At 70.0% G+C, this 18,070-nt stretch carries 15 protein-coding genes; 1 reads left to right on the top strand and 14 read right to left on the bottom strand.

Annotated features, from left to right (window positions below; all coding sequences use genetic code 11):
- Nucleotides 1–7: 7 nt before the first annotated feature.
- The 6 genes from BJ958_RS05480 to BJ958_RS05455 all read right to left on the bottom strand — a co-directional run bounded on the left by BJ958_RS05480 (nucleotide 8) and on the right by BJ958_RS05455 (nucleotide 7,988).
- The gene (locus BJ958_RS05480; protein WP_179725910.1) at nucleotides 8–1,024 is read right to left on the bottom strand and encodes an ABC transporter permease subunit; all 1,017 of its coding nucleotides are present in this window, start codon (nucleotides 1,022–1,024) and stop codon (nucleotides 8–10) included.
- A gap of 99 nt (nucleotides 1,025–1,123) precedes the next feature.
- Nucleotides 1,124–2,866 carry an ABC transporter substrate-binding protein gene (locus BJ958_RS05475; RefSeq protein ID WP_179725909.1) on the bottom strand — a complete coding sequence of 581 codons (1,743 nt, stop codon included), beginning with the start codon at nucleotides 2,864–2,866 and terminating at the stop codon, nucleotides 1,124–1,126.
- Nucleotides 2,867–2,957: 91 nt separating this feature from the next.
- Nucleotides 2,958–3,983, bottom strand: a complete 1,026-nt coding sequence (locus tag BJ958_RS05470; RefSeq protein ID WP_179729995.1) for an ABC transporter permease — start codon at nucleotides 3,981–3,983, stop codon at nucleotides 2,958–2,960.
- 147 nt (nucleotides 3,984–4,130) lie between these two features.
- On the bottom strand, nucleotides 4,131–5,900 hold the full coding sequence (gene aspS / locus BJ958_RS05465; protein WP_179725908.1) for an aspartate--tRNA ligase: 1,770 nt from the start codon (nucleotides 5,898–5,900) through the stop codon (nucleotides 4,131–4,133).
- Nucleotides 5,897–7,258, bottom strand: a complete 1,362-nt coding sequence (hisS, locus tag BJ958_RS05460) for a histidine--tRNA ligase (RefSeq protein WP_179725907.1) — start codon at nucleotides 7,256–7,258, stop codon at nucleotides 5,897–5,899. The genes aspS and hisS overlap by 4 nt, the downstream gene beginning before the upstream one ends.
- Before the next feature lie 7 nt (nucleotides 7,259–7,265).
- On the bottom strand, nucleotides 7,266–7,988 hold the full coding sequence (locus BJ958_RS05455) for an MBL fold metallo-hydrolase (RefSeq protein ID WP_179725906.1): 723 nt from the start codon (nucleotides 7,986–7,988) through the stop codon (nucleotides 7,266–7,268).
- A 46-nt stretch (nucleotides 7,989–8,034) separates the two neighbouring features.
- Here BJ958_RS05455 and BJ958_RS05450 point away from each other — a divergent pair, with 46 nt between their 5' ends.
- The gene (locus BJ958_RS05450) at nucleotides 8,035–9,273 is read left to right on the top strand and encodes a DUF349 domain-containing protein (protein WP_343052578.1); all 1,239 of its coding nucleotides are present in this window, start codon (nucleotides 8,035–8,037) and stop codon (nucleotides 9,271–9,273) included.
- A 53-nt stretch (nucleotides 9,274–9,326) separates the two neighbouring features.
- Here BJ958_RS05450 and BJ958_RS05445 read toward each other — a convergent pair whose 3' ends face one another.
- The 8 genes from BJ958_RS05445 to ruvC all read right to left on the bottom strand — a co-directional run bounded on the left by BJ958_RS05445 (nucleotide 9,327) and on the right by ruvC (nucleotide 18,001).
- The gene (locus BJ958_RS05445) at nucleotides 9,327–11,636 is read right to left on the bottom strand and encodes a RelA/SpoT family protein (RefSeq protein ID WP_179725905.1); all 2,310 of its coding nucleotides are present in this window, start codon (nucleotides 11,634–11,636) and stop codon (nucleotides 9,327–9,329) included.
- A gap of 21 nt (nucleotides 11,637–11,657) precedes the next feature.
- Nucleotides 11,658–12,218 (bottom strand): adenine phosphoribosyltransferase, encoded by a 561-nt coding sequence (locus BJ958_RS05440; protein ID WP_179725904.1) that lies wholly within the window; start codon nucleotides 12,216–12,218, stop codon nucleotides 11,658–11,660.
- A gap of 4 nt (nucleotides 12,219–12,222) precedes the next feature.
- Nucleotides 12,223–13,491, bottom strand: a complete 1,269-nt coding sequence (gene secF, locus BJ958_RS05435; RefSeq protein WP_179725903.1) for a protein translocase subunit SecF — start codon at nucleotides 13,489–13,491, stop codon at nucleotides 12,223–12,225.
- Nucleotides 13,491–15,338, bottom strand: a complete 1,848-nt coding sequence (gene secD, locus BJ958_RS05430; protein WP_179725902.1) for a protein translocase subunit SecD — start codon at nucleotides 15,336–15,338, stop codon at nucleotides 13,491–13,493. Before secD ends, secF begins: the two co-directional genes overlap by 1 nt.
- A gap of 2 nt (nucleotides 15,339–15,340) precedes the next feature.
- Nucleotides 15,341–15,676 carry a preprotein translocase subunit YajC gene (yajC, locus tag BJ958_RS05425; protein WP_273517124.1) on the bottom strand — a complete coding sequence of 112 codons (336 nt, stop codon included), beginning with the start codon at nucleotides 15,674–15,676 and terminating at the stop codon, nucleotides 15,341–15,343.
- A gap of 119 nt (nucleotides 15,677–15,795) precedes the next feature.
- Entirely contained in the window at nucleotides 15,796–16,875 is a 1,080-nt protein-coding gene (gene ruvB, locus BJ958_RS05420; protein ID WP_179725900.1) for a Holliday junction branch migration DNA helicase RuvB, read from the bottom strand.
- Between the two features lie 11 nt (nucleotides 16,876–16,886).
- A complete protein-coding gene (gene ruvA / locus BJ958_RS05415; RefSeq protein WP_179725899.1) occupies nucleotides 16,887–17,480 on the bottom strand; it encodes a Holliday junction branch migration protein RuvA in 594 nt (197 codons plus the stop codon).
- Nucleotides 17,477–18,001 carry a crossover junction endodeoxyribonuclease RuvC gene (gene ruvC / locus BJ958_RS05410; RefSeq protein WP_179725898.1) on the bottom strand — a complete coding sequence of 175 codons (525 nt, stop codon included), beginning with the start codon at nucleotides 17,999–18,001 and terminating at the stop codon, nucleotides 17,477–17,479. The genes ruvA and ruvC overlap by 4 nt, the downstream gene beginning before the upstream one ends.
- Between the last annotated feature and the right edge of the window lie 69 nt (nucleotides 18,002–18,070).

Raw genomic sequence — 18,070 nt, 5'->3', positions numbered from 1 at the left:
TTTCCTCTCAGCCCAGCCGCACGCGCGGGTCGATGACGGCGTACAACAGGTCCACGATGATGTTGGCCAGGATGACGAAGGCCGCCAGCAGGACGACCAGGCCGACGGTGGTCGGGAGGTCGAAGTCCTGGCTGGCGCGAACCGCCAGCTTGCCCATGCCCGGGTAGTTGAAGACCGACTCGGTGATGATCGCGCCACCCATCAGGCCGGCGAAGTCGAGGCCCGCCATGGTGACGATCGGGGTGAGCGCAGCGCGCAGCGCATGCTTGTAGGTGACCGTGCGCTCGGGCAGTCCCTTGGAGCGGGCGGTGCGCACGTAGTCCTCCTGGAACGACTCGATCACGTACGACCGGGTCATGCGGACGTAGGCCGCCATGAAGAACAGGGCGAGGGTGATCGCAGGCAGCGTCAGGCTGGAGAGCCAGCCGCCGACGCCACCCTCGGCGATCGATGTGTAGCGCGGGATCTCGGTGAGCCCCCACTTGATCGCGACGAACTTGTAGAGCACGAGGCCGACGAAGAAGGTCGGGAAGGCGTACGCGACCAGCGACAGCCCGACCAGGCCACGGTCGATGACGGTGCCCTTCTTCAGGGCAGCCGTGACCCCGAGCAGGACTCCCCCGACCATCCACAGGATGAACGCGGCCACCGCGAGGGAGAACGAGACCGGGAAGGTGTCCTTGATCAGGTTGGTGACGGTGTCGCCCCGCTCGCGGGAGTAGCCCAGGCAGGGGGCGTCACAGTGCACGATGGTCTCGGGCGCGGTCTCGCGGAGCTTGGGGTCGTCGGGGTAGTCGCGGCCCTTGAAGACGCCGGCGGCGAAGTCCACCCACTGGTTGGCGAACGAGTCGTCGTAGCCCATGGCCGCAGCGGTCTGCTTCTTCTGGGCAGCGGAACAGTTCTTGCCGCAGATGAAGGACGCCTGGTCGATCGGTGAGGCGAAGAACAGAGCGAAGGTGACGATGCTCATCACGATGAGCATGATCACGCCGGCGAAGAGCCGGCGGATGACGTACGCGAGCACAGGGGACCTCAGTGTGGGAGGAAGGACGGCCGGTGGGCACGGGCAGTCGGGGGCCGCCTTGGGGGCGGCCCCCGACTGTCATGTGTGGTTAGCGGAGAGTCACTTCTCCACGCCGATCACGGCGAGGTCGGCGTAGCCGTTCACCGAGACGTTGTTGGCGTAGCCGGTGATCTTGCCACCGTGGACGAAGTTGAAGATCGTGATCTCCAGCGGGATGTAGGCGACGTCCTCACCCAGCTTGGCGTCGACAGCGGACCACTTGTCGGCAGCAGCCTCCAGGTCCGGCTCGGCGTAGGCGTCGTCGATCATCTGGTTGACCTCGGGGCCACCCTTGTAGTTGCCGTAGTCATTGCCGTTCGAGTCGCCGGTCAGGTTGATGCGGCTGTCGAAGAGCGGCGGGATGACGGTGCCCGCGGAGGACCAGTCAGCACCCCAACCACCCCAGGTGACGTCGAAGTCGGCGTCCGGCTTCTGGATCACGGAGTAGTAGGTGTCCTCCAGCGGGTCGAGCTCGGTCTGGAAACCGGCCTTGTCCCAGCCGGCCTTCAGCGCGGAGGCCTGCTTGTCGGAGGTGGGGGTGCCGCCCGAGTAGGTGAACTTGATCTTCACCGGCTTCGGCGCCGCGCACTTGTCGAGCGCGGCCTTGGCAGCGGTGGTGTCACCGGACTCGCCCATGGCCTCGAAGGCCGGGTTGGACTTGTAGCCGGGCACGCTCGGGTTGATGACCGAGTCGGCGGCCTTGAAGTACTCCGGGCCACCGCCGGCCTTGATCCAGGCGGCGCGGTCGGTCGCGAGCTTGAGCGCCTCGCGGCAGTTCGCGTCCTTGAAGACCGGCGAGTTGAAGTTCGGCAGCACGTAGTCGACGTACGGCGACTCGACCTGGGTGTAGCGGTCCCCGGCCTCGTCCTTGCGGCTGAACAGGGCCGGCGGGAGACGACGCTCGGTCACGGCGTACTGCGCGTCACCGGAGTCGGCGAGCAGCTGCTCGTAGATCGCCTCGTCGGTGTCACCCTCGCGGAAGTCCCAGGTGTCCGGGTAGGCCTTGCGGATCGGGTCCGTCGACGCGTCCCAGTTCTCGTTGCGGACGAACTTGCCGCCGGTGCCCTCCTTCCAGGTGCCGTCCAGCTTGTAGGGACCGTTGGAGATGATCGCGAAGTTGTTCGCGTCACCCTTGTCGAGGTCCTCGCGGTACGGGTCCATGTACCGCAGCTGGGCGATCGAGTTCGGGAAGTCCGGCCACGCCTTCTTGAAGCGGTACGTGATCGTCTTGCCGTCGCAGGTCACGGCCTTGTCGTACAGGTCCTGGCCCTTCTTGGTGTACGGGCCCTTGTACTGCGGCAGGCCGTCGTCACCGGTGGGGATGTCCAGGTAGGTGAACAGGTAGTTGGCGGGACCACCGATGATCACGTCGGTCGCGAAGTTGCGCGACGCGCCGTACTTGAAGTCCTCGCACGTGATGTCCTTGCCGTCCTCCCACTTCACGCCGTCCTTGACGGTGAAGCTCCAGGACTTGCCGCCGTCCGTGGTGGTACCGGTGTCGGTGGCGAGGTCGGCGACCGGCGTGGTGCCTTCCTTCGGGTCGTTGGAGGCGGGCAGCGCCACCAGGCTGCGGTAGAACAGCCGGCCCGAGTTGTTGAGGTCGCGGCCGATGTACATGCGCTGGGGGTCCCAGTGCTCGACGTTGCGGACACCGACGAGGAAGATGGCGTTGCCACCCTTCTCCGCCTTGCCTCCGCTGCTCCCGCTGTTGTTGTTGCCGTCGTCACTGCCACCACCGCACGCGGCGAGTGTCGCCGCGAGCGCCGTGGCGGCCACGGCAGCCAATGGCTTCTTGAAGGCCATCCAACTATCTCCTTTTCGGTGAGTGACGCCGGCCCGGCCGGCGCCGCAGTGCTCCGGGTCCCGTGTGATGTCGGCGGAGCACTGAGGTCTGTTATCGGTGCGACTTGGGGTCGAGCGCGTCGCGGGCGCCGTCGCCGACGAGGTTGAACACCACGACGATCAGGGCGAGCAGGGCGCCGGGAAGGAAGAAGTACGTCGGGTCGGCGCTGGTGTAGCTGACCGAGTCGGACAAGATGTTGCCGAGGGTGGGGGTCGGCGGCTTGATGCCGACGCCGAGGAAGTTGAACGCGGCCTCGGCCGAGATGTAGGCCGGCACGAGCAGCGTGACGTAGACCAGGACGGGCGCCCAGACGTTGGGCAGCACCTCCTTGAAGTACAGCCGGCTCCGCGACGCGCCCAGCAGGCGGGCCGCCTCGATGAACTCCCGCTCGCGGATGGAGAGCACCTGGCCGCGCACGACGCGCGCCACCGGCGGCCAGCCGAAGGCGGCCAGGATGACGATCACGAAGGCGCCGTTGGCGAGGTCGGCGTTGTGGAAGAAGCCGAGGCCGGGGAACTCCGCGATGTCCTTGCGCATCATGACCACGACCGGTCCCGACAGGGCCAGCAGCATCAGGGTCTGCGGGAACGACAGGGTCAGGTCGATGATCCGGCCGACGACCGCGTCGACGAAGCCGCCGGAGAAGCCGGCGACGATGCCCAGGACGGCACCGATGATCACGGTCAGGACCGTTCCGGTCAGTGCGATGGTCAGCGACGACGTGATCGCCAGCATCAGCCGGGCGAGCAGGTCACGTCCGAGACCGGGGTCGACGCCGAAGGGGTGGCTCCACGAGATGCCACCGAACGCTCCCTCGGGCACGACGCCGTCGGCCGAGAGGAGGTCCTGGTGCTGCTCGTTGGGGGCCAGGACGCCGAGGGCGACCAGGATGGGCGCCGCGATCGCGCAGACGATGATGAAGACCGTCAGCACGAACGAGATCATCGACAGCTTGTCGGCCCTGAAGCGGGCGATGGCCAACTGGGTCGGGGACCGGCCGGCCACCGAGACGACGGAGTCGTCCTCGATCGGGGTCTCGGTCTCGTGGATCTCCAGTTCGGAGCCCGGGATCGTCATCTTCACCTCGCCGTGTGTCACGGATGCGACGCGGGCCACAGTGGCCACGCGCCGTCCGTGACACTAGGCGCACCAGGTGCGTCAAGGCGATAGCGACGCGGTAACGGTTTGGTCTCGACGCCCGGCAAACCGTCCTGCGGACGGGCCTCAGGCCTTGTTTTCCTCCGCCGGACGGGCGTCCACACCGGCTTCCTTCCGCTGCTCCGGCGTGATCGGTGCCGGGGCGGCGGTCAGCGGGTCGTAGCCGCCGCCGGTCTTCGGGAAGGCGATGACGTCACGGATGGAGTCCGTGCCGGCCAGCAGCGCCACCACGCGGTCCCAGCCGAAGGCGATGCCGCCGTGCGGGGGCGCGCCGAACTTGAACGCCTCGAGCAGGAAGCCGAACTTCTCCTCCGCCTCGGCCTCGCCGATCCCCATCACCTCGAAGACCCGCTTCTGGATGTCCTCGCGGTGGATACGGATCGAGCCGCCGCCGATCTCGTTGCCGTTGCAGACGATGTCGTAGGCCCACGCCAGGGCGTTGCCGGGGTCGGTGTCGAAGGAGTCGAGGTCCTGCGGGCTGGTGAAGGCGTGGTGGACCGCGGTCCAGGCTCCCCCACCGACCGCGACGTCGCCGGCCGCCGTGGCCTCGTCAGCGGGCTCGAAGAGCGGCGCGTCGACGACCCACAGGAAGCTCCAGGCGTTCTCGTCCAGGAGACCGCCGCGACGGCCGATCTCGAGGCGGGCAGCGCCGAGGAGCGCGCGGCTGGACTTCACGGGACCGGCGGCGAAGAAGATGCAGTCACCGGGCCGGGCACCGACGTGAGCGGCCAGGCCGGCCTTCTCCTCGTCGGTGATGTTCTTGGCCACGGGACCGCCGAGCTCGCCGTCCTCCTGGACCAGGACGTACGCCAGGCCCTTCGCACCGCGCTGCTTGGCCCACTCCTGCCACGCGTCGAGCTGCTTGCGCGGCTGGCTCGCGCCGCCCGGCATCACCACGGCGCCGACGTACGGCGCCTGGAAGACCCGGAACGGGGTGTCCTTGAAGTAGTCGGTGCACTCGACGAGCTCGAGACCCATCCGCAGGTCGGGCTTGTCGGAGCCGTAGCGGGCCATCGCGTCGGCGTACGTCATGCGCGGCAGGGGAAGCGGGACGTCGTACCCGATCAGCTTCCACAGCGCGGCCACGATCTGCTCGCCCAGGGCGATCACGTCGTCCTGCGTCACGAAGCTCATCTCGATGTCGAGCTGGGTGAACTCGGGCTGGCGGTCGGCGCGGAAGTCCTCGTCGCGGTAGCAGCGCGCGATCTGGTAGTAGCGCTCCATGCCGGCGACCATGAGCAGCTGCTTGAACAGCTGGGGGCTCTGCGGCAGGGCGTACCAGCTGCCCGGCTGGAGGCGCGCGGGCACCAGGAAGTCACGGGCGCCCTCGGGAGTGCTGCGGGTCAGCGTCGGCGTCTCGATCTCGACGAAGTCGTGGCTGGCCAGCACGTCGCGGGCGGCCTTGTTGACGTTGCTGCGCAACCGGATCGCGTTGCCCGGCGCGCTGCGGCGCAGGTCCAGGTAGCGGTGCTTGAGGCGCACCTCCTCCCCCACCTCGACGTGGTCGCTGATCGGGAACGGCAGCGGCGCTGCGGCGCTGAGCACCTCGACGTCGCTGGCGACGACCTCGTAGTGGCCCGTCGGCAGGTTGGGGTTGATGTTGCCCTCGGTGCGCTCGACCACCTCGCCGGTGACCTTGAGGCAGAACTCGCTGCGCAGCGGGTGCGCCACCTCGGGGTCACGGATGACGACCTGGACCACGCCCGAGGCGTCGCGCAGGTCGATGAAGGCCACCCCGCCGTGATCGCGCCGGTTGGCCACCCACCCCGTGAGGGTGACGGTCTCGCCGACGTTCGCAGGCACGGTCAGGTCGCCGGCGACATGGGTGCGGATCACTTGGATTCCCCTTCATCAATGGTGGTGACGACCTGCGGGCGCAGGTCCTCGTTCGGAGGCTCCCACGTCGCCGGATCGGCGGCGACCTGGTTTCCGGAGCGGATGTCCTTGACCTCGCTCGTCCCGTCGTCCTGGCGGAACCAGACGTACGGGATGCCACGCCGCTCGGCGTGGCGGATCTGCTTGCCGAACTTCGCCGCGGTGGGCGCGACCTCGCACGGGATCGCGCGGGCCCGCAGGGCGGTGGCGATCGCGTCGGCGTCGGCGCGCGACTCCTCGTCGGTGACCGCGACCAGCACCACGCTGGGCACCGAACGGTCAGCGGTGAGCACGCCACGCTGGATGAGGGTGACGAGCAGGCGGCTGAGGCCGAGGGAGATGCCGACGCCGGGGTAGGTCGTACGGCCGTCGGAGGCGAGCGCGTCGTAGCGACCGCCGGAGCAGATCGAGCCGAGCGACTCGTAGCCGTCGAGGCGGGTCTCGAAGACCGTGCCGGTGTAGTAGTCCAGGCCGCGCGCGATGGAGAGGTCGGCCTCGATCCGGGTGCGCTCGGTCGCCAGCGGCGCGCAGGAGCGGACCAGGGTCGCCAGCTCGTCGAGGCCCTCGTCGAGGAGTTCGTGGCTGACGCCGAGGTCGCGGACCCGCTGGACGAACGAGTCGTCGGTCGCCTTGATGGTGGCGAGCGCCAGCGCCTTGTCGGCCTGGTCCTCGCTGACCCCGGCCTCGGCGAGCAGCATGTCGCGGACCTTCTCGACCGGCAGCTTGTCGAGCTTGTCGACCAGGCGCATCACCTCGTCGATGCCGTCGGGGTCGAGGCCCAGGCCGGCGTAGAAGCCCTGGATCAGCTTGCGGTTGTTGACCTGGAGCCGGAAGCCGGGCAGGAAGTCCAGCCGGCCGAGCGCCTCGAGCATCACCCGGGCGACCTCGACGTCGTGGTGGAACGGCAGCGTGTCGCGTCCGACGATGTCGATGTCGGCCTGGGTGAACTCGCGGAAGCGGCCCTCCTGGGGCCGCTCGCCACGCCACACCTTCTGGATCTGGTAGCGGCGGAACGGGAACTCGAGCTTGCCGGCGTTCTCGAGCACGAAGCGCGCGAACGGGACGGTGAGGTCGAAGTGGAGCCCGATCCCCTTGTCCTTCGAGCTGTCGTCCTCCTGCAGGCGGCGCAGGACGTAGACCTCCTTGGAGGTGTCGCCCTTGCGCAGCAGCTGGTCGAGCGGCTCGACGGCGCGGGTCTCGATGTTGGCGAACCCGTGCAGCTCGAAGGTGCGCGCGAGGGTCGCGACGACCTGCTGCTCGACGTAACGCTGGGCAGGGAGGAGCTCGGGGAATCCGCTGAGCGGAGTCGGCTTGGCCATCAGGGGATCACAGTCCTCGGGTGACTCGACCGGCCACGTTGCCGGGGCCGGAGTCGAGGAGGTCGAGCAGGAACGGGTTGGTGGCGCGCTCGCGGCCGATGGAGGTCTGCTCGCCGTGACCGGGCAGGACGACGACGTCGTCGGCCAGCGGCAGCACCTTGGTGGCCAGCGAGCGCAGCATCGCGGCATGGTCGCCGCCGGGCAGGTCGGTGCGACCGATCGAGCCCTGGAAGAGAAGGTCGCCGGAGAACATGACCTCGGAGATGTCGGGGCCCTGCTCCCAGGGAGTGCGGAAGGTGACCGAGCCCTCGGTGTGGCCGGGCGTGTGGTCCACGAGGAAGTGCAGACCAGCGAGCTCGAGGCTGGCGCCGTCGGCCAGCTCGGCCACGTCGTCGGGCTCGGTGAACTCGTAGTCGCCGCCGAGCAGCATGGCGGCCGACTCGCGCGAGATGCCGGCCATCGGGTCGGTGAGCAGGTGCCGGTCGCCCGGATGGATCCACGCGGTGGCGTCGTAGGTCCCGGCGACGGGGGTCACCGACCACATGTGGTCGATGTGTCCGTGGGTCAGCAAGACGGCCACGGGCTTCAACCGGTGCTCCCGGACGACCTCGGCGACGCCGGCCGCGGCGTCCTTCCCGGGGTCGATCACGACGCACTCGGCGCCGGGTGCGGTGGCCGCGACGTAGCAGTTGGTGCCCCACGGTCCGGCGGGGAAAGCGGCGATCAGCACCGGCCCAGCCTATCGAGCGCTCCGGCTTTGATTAGCATGGGCCACTGTGACTACCTCCGACTGGGGCCGCGTCGACGACGACGGCACCGTCTACGTGAAGACGACCGATGGCGAGCGAGCGGTCGGGCAGATGCCTGACGCGACACCCGAGGAGGCCCTGGCCTTCTACACCAAGCGGTACGAGAACCTCGCGCTCGAGGTGGACCTGCTCCACCAACGGGTGCTGACCGGCGTGCTGTCGCCCGAGGAGGCGACCTCATCGGTCAAGCTCGTGCGCGAGCAGCTCGTCGACGTCCACGCCGTCGGAGACATCGCCGCCCTGGTGCGCAAGCTCGACGAGCTCGGCCCGGTCATCGCCACCCAGCGCGACGCCCGGCGCGCCGCCAAGGCGCAGCGCGTCGCCGACGCGCGAGCCGAGAAGGAGCGACTCGCCGGCGAGGCCGAGAAGATCGCCTCCGGACGGGACTGGCGCAACGGCGCGAACCGGCTGCGCGAGCTGCTCGAGGAGTGGAAGAAGCTCCCCCGCATCGACAAGGCCGCCGACGACGAGTTGTGGCGCCGCTTCTCCTCCGCGCGCTCGGCGTACACGAAGGCACGCAAGTCGCACTTCGCCGAGCAGGACGAGAAGCGCGAGGGCGCCCGGGTCGTCAAGGAGCGCCTGGTCGCCGAGGCCGAGGCTCTCGCGTCGTCGACCGACTGGGGACCGACGTCGGGCCGCTACCGCGACCTGATGCGCGACTGGAAGGCAGCCGGCCCCGCTCCCAAGGCCGTCGACGACGAGCTCTGGCGCCGCTTCCGCGGCGCACAGGACACCTTCTTCGGCGCCCGCGACGCGGCCAACGCCGCCCTCGACACGGAGTTCGCCGCGAACGCCGTGGTCAAGGAGGAGCTGCTGGTGGAGGCCGAGGCGATCGCTGCTCAGCTCGAGGCCTCCGGGGACCTGGCCGCCGCCAAGACCGCGTTCCGCGCCGTCGCCGAGAAGTGGGACGAGGCGGGCAAGGTCCCGCGCGACCGGATCAAGGACCTCGAGGGCCGCATGCGCGCCGTCGAGCAGGTCATCCGCCGTGCCGAGGACGACCAGTGGCGTCGTACGGACCCCGAGAAGTCGGCCCGCGCCGACGACATGGTCTCCAAGCTCGAGGCCGCCATCGCCGAGGCCGAGGCCAAGCTCGACGCCGCCCGCGCCCGTGGTGACGAGAAGAAGGTCCGGGAGCTGGAGGAGAACCTCGAGGGGCGCCGGTCGTTCCTCGAGATGGCCAAGAAGGCGTCCGCCGACTTCAGCTGAGCCCGCTGGCTGCATGGGTCCCCGGACATCCGGGGATCCATGCAGCAATCGCGCTACTGGGTGACGCGGTAGGCGTCGAACACGCCGGGGACGGAGCGGACGGCGTTGAGGACCGTGTCGAGGTGCTTGGCGTCGGCCATCTCGAAGGTGAAGCGGGACTTGGCGGTGCGGTCGCGCGAGGTGGTCAGGTTCGCCGAGAGGATGTTCACGTGGGCGTCCGAGAGCACCATCGTGATGTCGGAGAGCAGCCGGGAGCGGTCCAGGGCCTCGACCTGGATGTTGACCAGGAAGGTCGACTGGCCGGTGGGGGCCCACTCGACGTCGACCAGCTTCTCGGGCTGGGCGAGCAGGCTGGCGGCGTTGGTGCAGTCCTTGCGGTGCACCGAGACTCCCCCGCCCTTGGTGACGAACCCGAGGATCGCGTCGGGCGGGACCGGGGTGCAGCACTTGGCGAGCTTGACCCAGACGTCGGGTGATCCGGTCACGATGACGCCGGCGTCGCCGCTCGTCGGACGGCGGGGGCGGCCGCGGCGACCGGTGATGGTGACGGCCTCGGCGAGGTCCTCCTGGGCCCCCTCGTCGCCGCCGTGGAGCTCGATGACCTTGCGTACGACGGTCTGCGCGCCGAGGTTGCCCTCGCCGACGGCGGCGTAGAGCGCGCTGACGTCCGTGAGCCGGAACGCCGAGGCGACCAGGGTGAGCGAGTCGTGGGACAGCAGCCGCTTGAGGGGCAGGCCCTCCTTGCGCATCAGCTTGGCGATCTCGTCTTTCCCGCGCTCGATCGCCTCCTCGCGCCGCTCCTTGGTGAACCACTGGCGGATCTTGGAGCGCGCGCGCTGCGACTTGACGAAGTTCAGCCAGTCGCGGGACGGGCCCGCACCCTCGGCCTTGGAGGTGAACACCTCGACCACGTCGCCGTTCTCGAGGGTCGACTCGAGCGGCACCAGGCGGCCGTTGACCCGGGCGCCGATGGTGCGGTTGCCGACCTCGGTGTGCACGGCGTACGCGAAGTCCACGGGTGTCGAGCCCGACGGCAGCGCGATCACGTCGCCGCGCGGCGTGAAGACGTAGGTCTCGGCCTGGTTGATCTCGAAGCGCAGGGACTCGAGGAACTCGCCCGGGTCCTCGACCTCGCTCTGCCAGTCGAGGAGCTGACGCACCCAGCTCATGTCGTCGAGGTCGCCGGGCTTGTCGGTGTCGTTGCCGGCCCGGCCGTCCTCCTTGTACTTCCAGTGCGCCGCGACGCCGTACTCGGCCCGTCGGTGCATGGCGAAGGTGCGGATCTGCATCTCGACGGGCTTGCCCTGCGGACCGATGACCGTCGTGTGCAGCGACTGGTACATGTTGAACTTCGGCATCGCGACGTAGTCCTTGAACCGGCCCAGGACCGGGTTCCACCGCGAGTGGAGGACACCGAGGACGCCGTAGCAGTCGCGGTCCTCCTCGACGAGGATGCGGATGCCGACGAGGTCGTAGATGTCGGAGAAGTCGCGGCCGCCGACGATCATCTTCTGGTAGATCGAGTAGTAGTGCTTCGGCCGGCCGGTGACGGTCGCCTTGATCTTGGCCTCGCGCAGGTCCTTCTCGACCTGGGAGATGACCTCGGCGAGGAACGAGTCGCGCGAGGGCGCGCGCTCGGCGACCAGCCGCACGATCTCGTCGTAGATCTTCGGGTGGAGGGTCGCGAAGGCGAGGTCCTCGAGCTCCCACTTGATGGTGTTCATGCCGAGCCGGTGGGCCAGCGGCGCATAGATGTCGAGCGTCTCGCGGGCCTTGCGCTCCTGCGTGGACTGCTTGACGAAGCGCAGGGTCCGCATGTTGTGGAGCCGGTCGGCGAGCTTGATGACCAGCACCCGGATGTCGCGCGACATCGCGACGATCATCTTGCGGATCGTCTCGGCGTTGGCGGACTCGCCGTAGACGACCTTGTCGAGCTTGGTGACGCCGTCGACGAGCAGGGCGACCTCGTCACCGAAGTCGCGGCGGCACTCCTCGAGGGTGTACGGCGTGTCCTCGACCGTGTCGTGCAGCAGCGCGGCCACCAGGGTCGGCTCGGTCATGCCGATGCCGGCGAGGATGGTCGTCACCGCGAGCGGGTGGGTGATGTAGGGGTCGCCGCTCTTGCGCTTCTGGTCGGCGTGCAGCCGCTCGGCGGTCAGGTAGGCGCGCTCGAGCAGCTGGAGGTCGGCCTTGGGGTGGTTGGCCCGGACCGCGCGGAACAGCGGTTCGAGGACCGGGTTCCCGACCTGGCTGCGGCTGCCCATCCGGGCCAGCCGGGCGCGGACACCGCGTCCGCCGCCGGTCTCGCTGGGGACCGGGGTCGGCGCCGTCGGCACCCGTGGCGTCGTGCGCTCCTCGGTCATGGCGCCAGTCTAGTGCTGGCCTCAGATCCGCTGCAGCGCATGCACGGGAACCTCACCGAGCGCGGCCCGACCGTCGAGGAACCCCAGCTCCATCAGGACGGCGAACCCGACCGGATCCGCGCCGCAACGACGGACCAGGTCGCAGGTGGCTCCCGCGGTGCCGCCGGTGGCGAGCACGTCGTCGACGAGCAGCACCCGCTCCCCCGGCGCGACGGCGTCCCGGTGGAGCTCGAGCACCGCCTCGCCGTACTCGAGGGCGTAGTCGACCTGGTGCGTGTCGTGCGGCAGCTTGCCGGCCTTGCGGACCGGCGCGAAGCCGACGCCGAGGGCGAGCGCCACGGGGGCCGCGAGGATGAACCCGCGGGCCTCCATGCCGACGACCTTGTCGACGACGACGGCGCCGTTCTCGTCGCGGCCGGCCGCGGCCATCGCCTCGACGACCGCACCGAAACCGGCGGGGTCGGCCAGCAGCGGCGTGATGTCCTTGAAGACGATGCCGGGCTCGGGGAAGTCCTCGATGTCGCGGACCAGCCGGGTGAGGGCCTCGACCGCGCGTTCGCGGACGTCGTCGCGAACGGTCACCGCGCTACTTCTTGCCGCGCTTGGACCGCGCCTGGCGCACCGGCTGCTTGCGACCGGAGCTCCCGCTCTCGTTGACCGGACGGGTGCTGGTCGGGACCACGCGGCCCTTGCCGACGGCGTCCGTGCTGGCGCCTGCGCGGCGGGCGACCGGCGTGTCGTCGACCTCGATCTCGAGCTCCTCGTCGAGCAGCTCGTCCGGGATCGCGTCCGGGTCGTCGATGCGGCGGCCGGCGACCGGCGCGTCGTCGGTGGCGACGGGGACCGAGGCGTACCGGTCGGCGAGCGCTCGCTGCTTGGCCTTGGCGCGGCGCGCCTGGACCTGCATCTCGGTCTCCTGCATCTTCAGGTGGACCAGGACGCGCGGGGCGAGCATGACCGACGAGTAGACACCGACGCCCATGCCGACGAACTGCGCGAGCGCGAGGTCCTGCAGCGAGCTCGCACCGAGCTGGACCGCGGAGACGTAGAGGATCGCGCCGATCGGGATGAGCGCGACGATCGAGGTGTTGATCGAGCGCACCAGGGTCTGGTTGACCGCGAGGTTGGCCGCGTCGGCGTACGACTGCGTGTTCTTGCGGAGGACGGTGGTGTTCTCCTTGATCTTGTCGAACACGACGACGGTGTCGTAGAGGGAGAAGCCGAGGATCGCGAGCACACCGGTGACCGCCGCGGGCGTCACCTGGAAGCCCGAGAGCGCGTAGACGCCGACGGTCAGCATGACGTCGTGGATCAGCGCGATGAGCGCCGCGACCGACATCCGCCACTCGCGGAAGTAGCCCCAGATGAAGAGCACGACGAGCAGCAGGAAGATGCCGACGCCGATGGCGGCCCGCTTGGCGACCTCCTGCCCCCAGCTCGGGCCGATGTCCTGGACGGACAGGTCGTTCTCGGCGACGCTCGGGAACTCCTTGTGGACCAGTGCCGCGATCTCGCTGCGCTGCTTCTCGCTGAGGTTCTCGACCTGGATCACCAGCGCCGAGTCGCCCTCGGTCGTGACCGTCGGGTTCTCGGCGTTCTGGATCCCGGAGTCCGCGACCTGCGAGCGCAGGTCGTCGGCCGCCGACTGGGTGGCCTTGCCCGCGCCGACCGGGACGGAGACCGTCGTGCCGCCGGTGAACTCGACGCCCATGTTGAGCGGCTTGACGAAGAGCACCAGGACGGCGAGCGCGACCAGCGCACCGGAGATGGCGTAGAACAGCCACGGCCTGCCGACGAAGTTGATCGACTTGCGGCCCTGGTACAGCTCGTTTCCGAGCTGGGACATCTTGCCCATCAGGCGTCACCTCCAGTGACGGCGGTACGACGGGGGCGCGAGGGCGTGATGTCCATGCCCAGCGTCTCCTTGCTGAGGCCGGACAGCTTGTGCCCGGAGTTGAACGCCTTGAACTGCGCGAGCCAGGACACCATCGGCTTGGTGAACCAGAACAGCACCGCGAGGTCGATGAGCGTGGTGAGGCCGAGCGCGAAGCCGAAGCCCTTCACCGCACCGGTGGCGAAGATGTAGAGCACCAGCGCCGAGAGGATCTGGACCGTGTTGGCCGCGACCCGGGTGACCCGGGCGCGGGCCCACCCGGTCTCGACCGCGACCCGCATCGACTTGCCCTCACGCATCTCGTCACGGATGCGCTCGAAGAAGATGACGAACGAGTCGGCGGTGATGCCGACGGCGATGACGAGACCGGCGATGCCGGGCAGGGTCAGCGTGAAGCCGGCCGTCTTGCTCAGCAGCAGCACCAGCGCGTAGGTGATCGACGCCGCCACGAACAGCGAGCTCACGACCACCAGGCCGAGGCCGCGGTAGTAGAAGAGGCAGTAGAGCATCACCAGGATGAGGCCGATCGCGCCCGCGGTCAGGCCGGCGGAGAGCTGGTTGCCGGCCAGCGACGGGCCGATCTCCTCGACGGAGGTCTGCTTGTCGTTGAACTTGATCGGCAGCGCACCGAACTTGAGGCTGTTGGCGAGGTCGAGCGCCTCCTGCTCGGTGAAGTCACCCTCGATCTGCGAGCGACCGTCGGTGATCACGCTGTTCATCACCGGGTAGGTGAGCACCGTGCCGTCGAGGACGACGGCGAACTGCTCGTCGGTCCCGGCGAAGGCACGCGAGACGGCCTCGAAGTCCGAGGAGGCACCGGCGGAGCCCTTGGGGTGCGCGCGGTCCTTGCTGTTGCCCATCTCGATGGCGACGACCCAGCCGACACCGTTCTGCGGGGTCTGCGCGCTGGCGTTGTCGAGCTCGGTGCCCTCGACCACGGACCGGCTGAGCAGGAACTTGATCGGCGGGGTCTTCAGCTCGCCCTTGGCGTCCTTCTCGGGCTCCGAGCAGGCCACGAGCGGCTTGTCCGGGTCGTCAGCCTGGTCGGCGGGCTTGCCGTCGGCGTCGACCACGACGCCCTTGGCGTCACAGGTGTAGCTGTTGAACAGGGCGATCGCGGCCTGGTCGGGGCTGCGGGACCAGGCGATGTCGTCCTTCACGGTCCACGCCTTGCCGTCGCCGCCCGGGTCGTCGGCGGTCGGGGCACCGGTGGCGCCGTCGGTCGGCGTACCGCTCGGCGCGTCGGTCGCCGGGGCGTCCGTGGCGGGCGTGCCCGACGCGGTGTCGGTGCCGGTGGCGGTGTCGGTGGCGGCGTCCGACGGCGTGTCGGTCGGGTCGTCCTCGGCGAGCGAGAGCGGTGCGCGGCCCAGGCCCATGCCGCTCGTGCTGGCACCGGAGGTGTCGCAGGAGGCGGGGCGCTGGTCGGAGCAGGCGACCAGTCGGAAGCGGAGCTGCGCCTGGCGCTTGACCGTCTCCTCGAGCTGGTTGCGGTTCTTGGTCTTGCCGGGCACCTCGACCACGATGTTGCGGCCGCCCTGGGTGGTGACCGCGGCCTCGGCGACACCGGAGCCGTTGACGCGCTGGTCGATGATCCGGCGCGCCTCGTCGAGGTTCTCCTTGGTCGGAGCCTTCTCGGCGGTCAGCGTGATCCGGGTACCGCCCTGCAGGTCGAGGCCCAGCGCGGGCCGCCACGGCGTGTCGGGGTCCTTGACCCCCGCCTGCGAGAGCGCAGTGAGGCCGTAGAGCACGGCCAGGCCCAGGAAGAAGACGATCAGGTGGCGCCCAGGGCGCGGACGGCGGGACGCCATGCTCAGCGCTCCTCTTCGTCGTCGGGACGGTCGGTCAGGTCGTGGGAGTCGGTCTCGGAGGCGTCCGGTGCCGACTCGGCGTCGCGGCGCACGGAGGCGACCGCACCGCGCACCACCCGGATCACGACTCCGGGGGCGATCTCGAGCTCGAGGTGGTCGTCCGCCTCCGCCGTGACGGTGCCGAAGATGCCGGACGTCAGCATCACGTCGTCACCGACGGTGAGGGCCGCCTGCAGGGAGGCGGCCTCCTTGCGCTGGCGCGAGGCGGGGCGGATGATCAGCAGCCAGAAGATGGCCGCGATCGCCACGATCGGCAGCAGGGACGCAGCGTCTTTCACAGACAAACCTCTCCAAAGGGCACGGACGGACACCGCAGGACGAAGCCGTCCCCGGGACCGCCGGTCAGTGTAGCCACGGACCCTTGCACCGCACGGATCGACAACGGAATCCGCGCGGCTCAGTCCTCGAAGAGGGTCGGCCCTGCCTCGTCGTAGGGCAGCGCGGGCGGGGTCAGCCCGAGGTGGAGCCAGGCGGAGGGGGTCGCGATCCGCCCGCGCGGGGTGCGGGCGAGGAAGCCGTTGCGGACCAGGAAGGGCTCGGCGACCTCCTCGACCGTCTCGCGCTCCTCGCCGACCGCGACGGCCAGGGTGGACACGCCGACCGGTCCCCCGCCGAAGCGCCGGCACAGCGCCTCGAGCACGGCCCGGTCGAGACGGTCCAGTCCCAGCTCGTCGACCTCGTAGAGGTCGAGGGCAGCCTGGGCGACCGGTCGGGTGACGACCCCGTCGGCACGCACCTGGGCGTAGTCGCGGACCCGGCGCAGCAGCCGGTTGGCGATGCGCGGCGTGCCGCGGGAGCGGCCGGCGATCTCGGCGGAGCCCTCGGACGCGAGGTCGACGCCGAGCAGGTCGGCCGAGCGGCGCACGATCCGGTCGAGCTCGTCGGGCTCGTAGAACTCCAGGTGGGCGGTGAAGCCGAACCGGTCGCGCAGCGGGCCGGGCAGCAGGCCGGCCCGGGTGGTGGCGCCGACCAGGGTGAACGGCGGCAGCTCGAGCGGGATCGCCGTCGCGCCGGGTCCCTTGCCGATCACGACGTCGACCCGGAAGTCCTCCATGGCGAGGTAGAGCATCTCCTCGGCCGGGCGCGACATCCGGTGGATCTCGTCGACGAAGAGCACCTCGCCCTCGTTGAGGCCCGAGAGGATCGCGGCGAGGTCGCCGGCGTGGGTGATCGCGGGGCCGCTGGTGATCCGCAGGGGCGCGTTCATCTCGTGGGAGATGATCATCGCCAGCGTGGTCTTGCCGAGTCCGGGCGGCCCGGAGAGCAGCACGTGGTCGGGCGCCCGCCCGCGCTGCCGGGCCGCCTCGAGGACCAGGCCGAGCTGGTCGCGCACCCGCGCCTGGCCGACCACCTCGTCCAGGCTGCGCGGGCGCAGGGCGGCCTCGACCGCGCGCTCGTCGCCCTCGGCCTCGGCAGCGGTGAGCGAGCGGAGGTGGACGTCCTCCGCCGCCTCGAGTTCGTCCTCGTGGAAGGGCATCCCTCAGCCTCTCAGGCCTTGGAGAGGGAACGGAGGGCGGCCCGCAGCAGCGCTCGTACGTCGGGAGCAGCGCCGGCCTCGCCGGCGACCGCGTCGACGGCCTTGTCGGCGTCCTTGGCGTTGTAGCCCAGGCCGACCAGGCCCTGGTGCACCTGGTCGCGCCAGGCCGCGTCGGCGAGCGTGCTCCCGGTGGTGGTGCCGGGCGCGACGCCGATGCGGTCCTTGAGCTCGAGGATGATCCGCTGGGCGCCCTTCTGCCCGATGCCGGGCACCTTGGTCAGGGTCCGGACGTCGTCGGAGGCGATCGCGTTGCGCACGCCGTCGGGCGAGAGCACCGCGACGATGGCCTGGGCCAGCTTCGGTCCCACGCCCGAGGCGGTCTGGACGAGCTCGAAGATCGTCTTCTCCTCCTCGTCGGCGAAGCCGTAGAGGGTCAGTGAGTCCTCGCGCACGATCATGCTGGTGGGCAGCGTCGCCGTGGAGCCGGTGCGCAGCTGGGCGAGCGTGCCCGGGGTGCACATCAGTTCGAGGCCGACTCCCCCGACCTCGACGACGGCGCTGGTGAGGGTGAGGGCGGCCACCTGGCCGCGGACGAAGGCGATCATCGAGCCTTCCTTCCTGCGGCAGCCAAGGCCGCGTCGATGCGGGCCTGCGACCCGCCGCGCCAGATGTGGGTGATCGCGAGGGCGAGCGCGTCGGCGGCGTCGGCCGGCTTCGGGGCCGCGTCGAGCCGCAGGATCCGGGCGACCATCGCGCCCACCTGGGCCTTGTCGGCACGGCCGTTGCCGGACACCGCGGCCTTCACCTCGCTGGGCGTGTGCAGCGCGACGGGCAGCCCGCGCCGGGCCGCGCACACCATCGCGATGCCGGCGGCCTGGGCGGTGCCCATGATCGTGCTGACGTCGGAGCGGGCGAAGATCCGCTCGATCGCGACCGCGTCGGGCTGGTACTCGTCGAGGCGGGCGTCGATGCCCCGCTCGATGGTCACCAGTCGTTCGGGCACGGCCAGCTGGGCCGACGTACGCACCACGCTGACGTCGACCAGCGCCAGCGGGCGCCCGATCGAGCCCTCGACCACGCCGAGGCCGCAGCGGGTCAGCCCCGGGTCGATCCCGAGCACGCGCACGTCGTCACCTTCCGTCCGAACATGTGTTCGGAACCAAGGTAGACGACCGGGTCCCGCCACGGAGGCGGG

Origin of the sequence: Nocardioides kongjuensis (genome assembly GCF_013409625.1) — a bacterium.
Lineage (GTDB): Bacteria > Actinomycetota > Actinomycetes > Propionibacteriales > Nocardioidaceae > Nocardioides > Nocardioides kongjuensis.
This window is presented reverse-complemented; position numbering and strand designations above follow the sequence as displayed.

What these genes read in the sequence shown, in the direction of transcription:
- BJ958_RS05475 (WP_179725909.1), bottom strand. Translation starts at nt 2,866, where the DNA reads ATGGCCTTCAAGAAGCCATTGGCTGCCGTGGCCGCCACGGCGCTCGCG.
- BJ958_RS05470 (WP_179729995.1), bottom strand. Translation starts at nt 3,983, where the DNA reads ATGACGATCCCGGGCTCCGAACTGGAGATCCACGAGACCGAGACCCCG.
- hisS (WP_179725907.1), bottom strand. Translation starts at nt 7,258, where the DNA reads ATGGCCAAGCCGACTCCGCTCAGCGGATTCCCCGAGCTCCTCCCTGCC.
- BJ958_RS05445 (WP_179725905.1), bottom strand. Translation starts at nt 11,636, where the DNA reads ATGACCGAGGAGCGCACGACGCCACGGGTGCCGACGGCGCCGACCCCG.
- secF (WP_179725903.1), bottom strand. Translation starts at nt 13,491, where the DNA reads ATGGGCAAGATGTCCCAGCTCGGAAACGAGCTGTACCAGGGCCGCAAG.
- secD (WP_179725902.1), bottom strand. Translation starts at nt 15,338, where the DNA reads ATGGCGTCCCGCCGTCCGCGCCCTGGGCGCCACCTGATCGTCTTCTTC.
- ruvB (WP_179725900.1), bottom strand. Translation starts at nt 16,875, where the DNA reads ATGCCCTTCCACGAGGACGAACTCGAGGCGGCGGAGGACGTCCACCTC.
- ruvA (WP_179725899.1), bottom strand. Translation starts at nt 17,480, where the DNA reads ATGATCGCCTTCGTCCGCGGCCAGGTGGCCGCCCTCACCCTCACCAGC.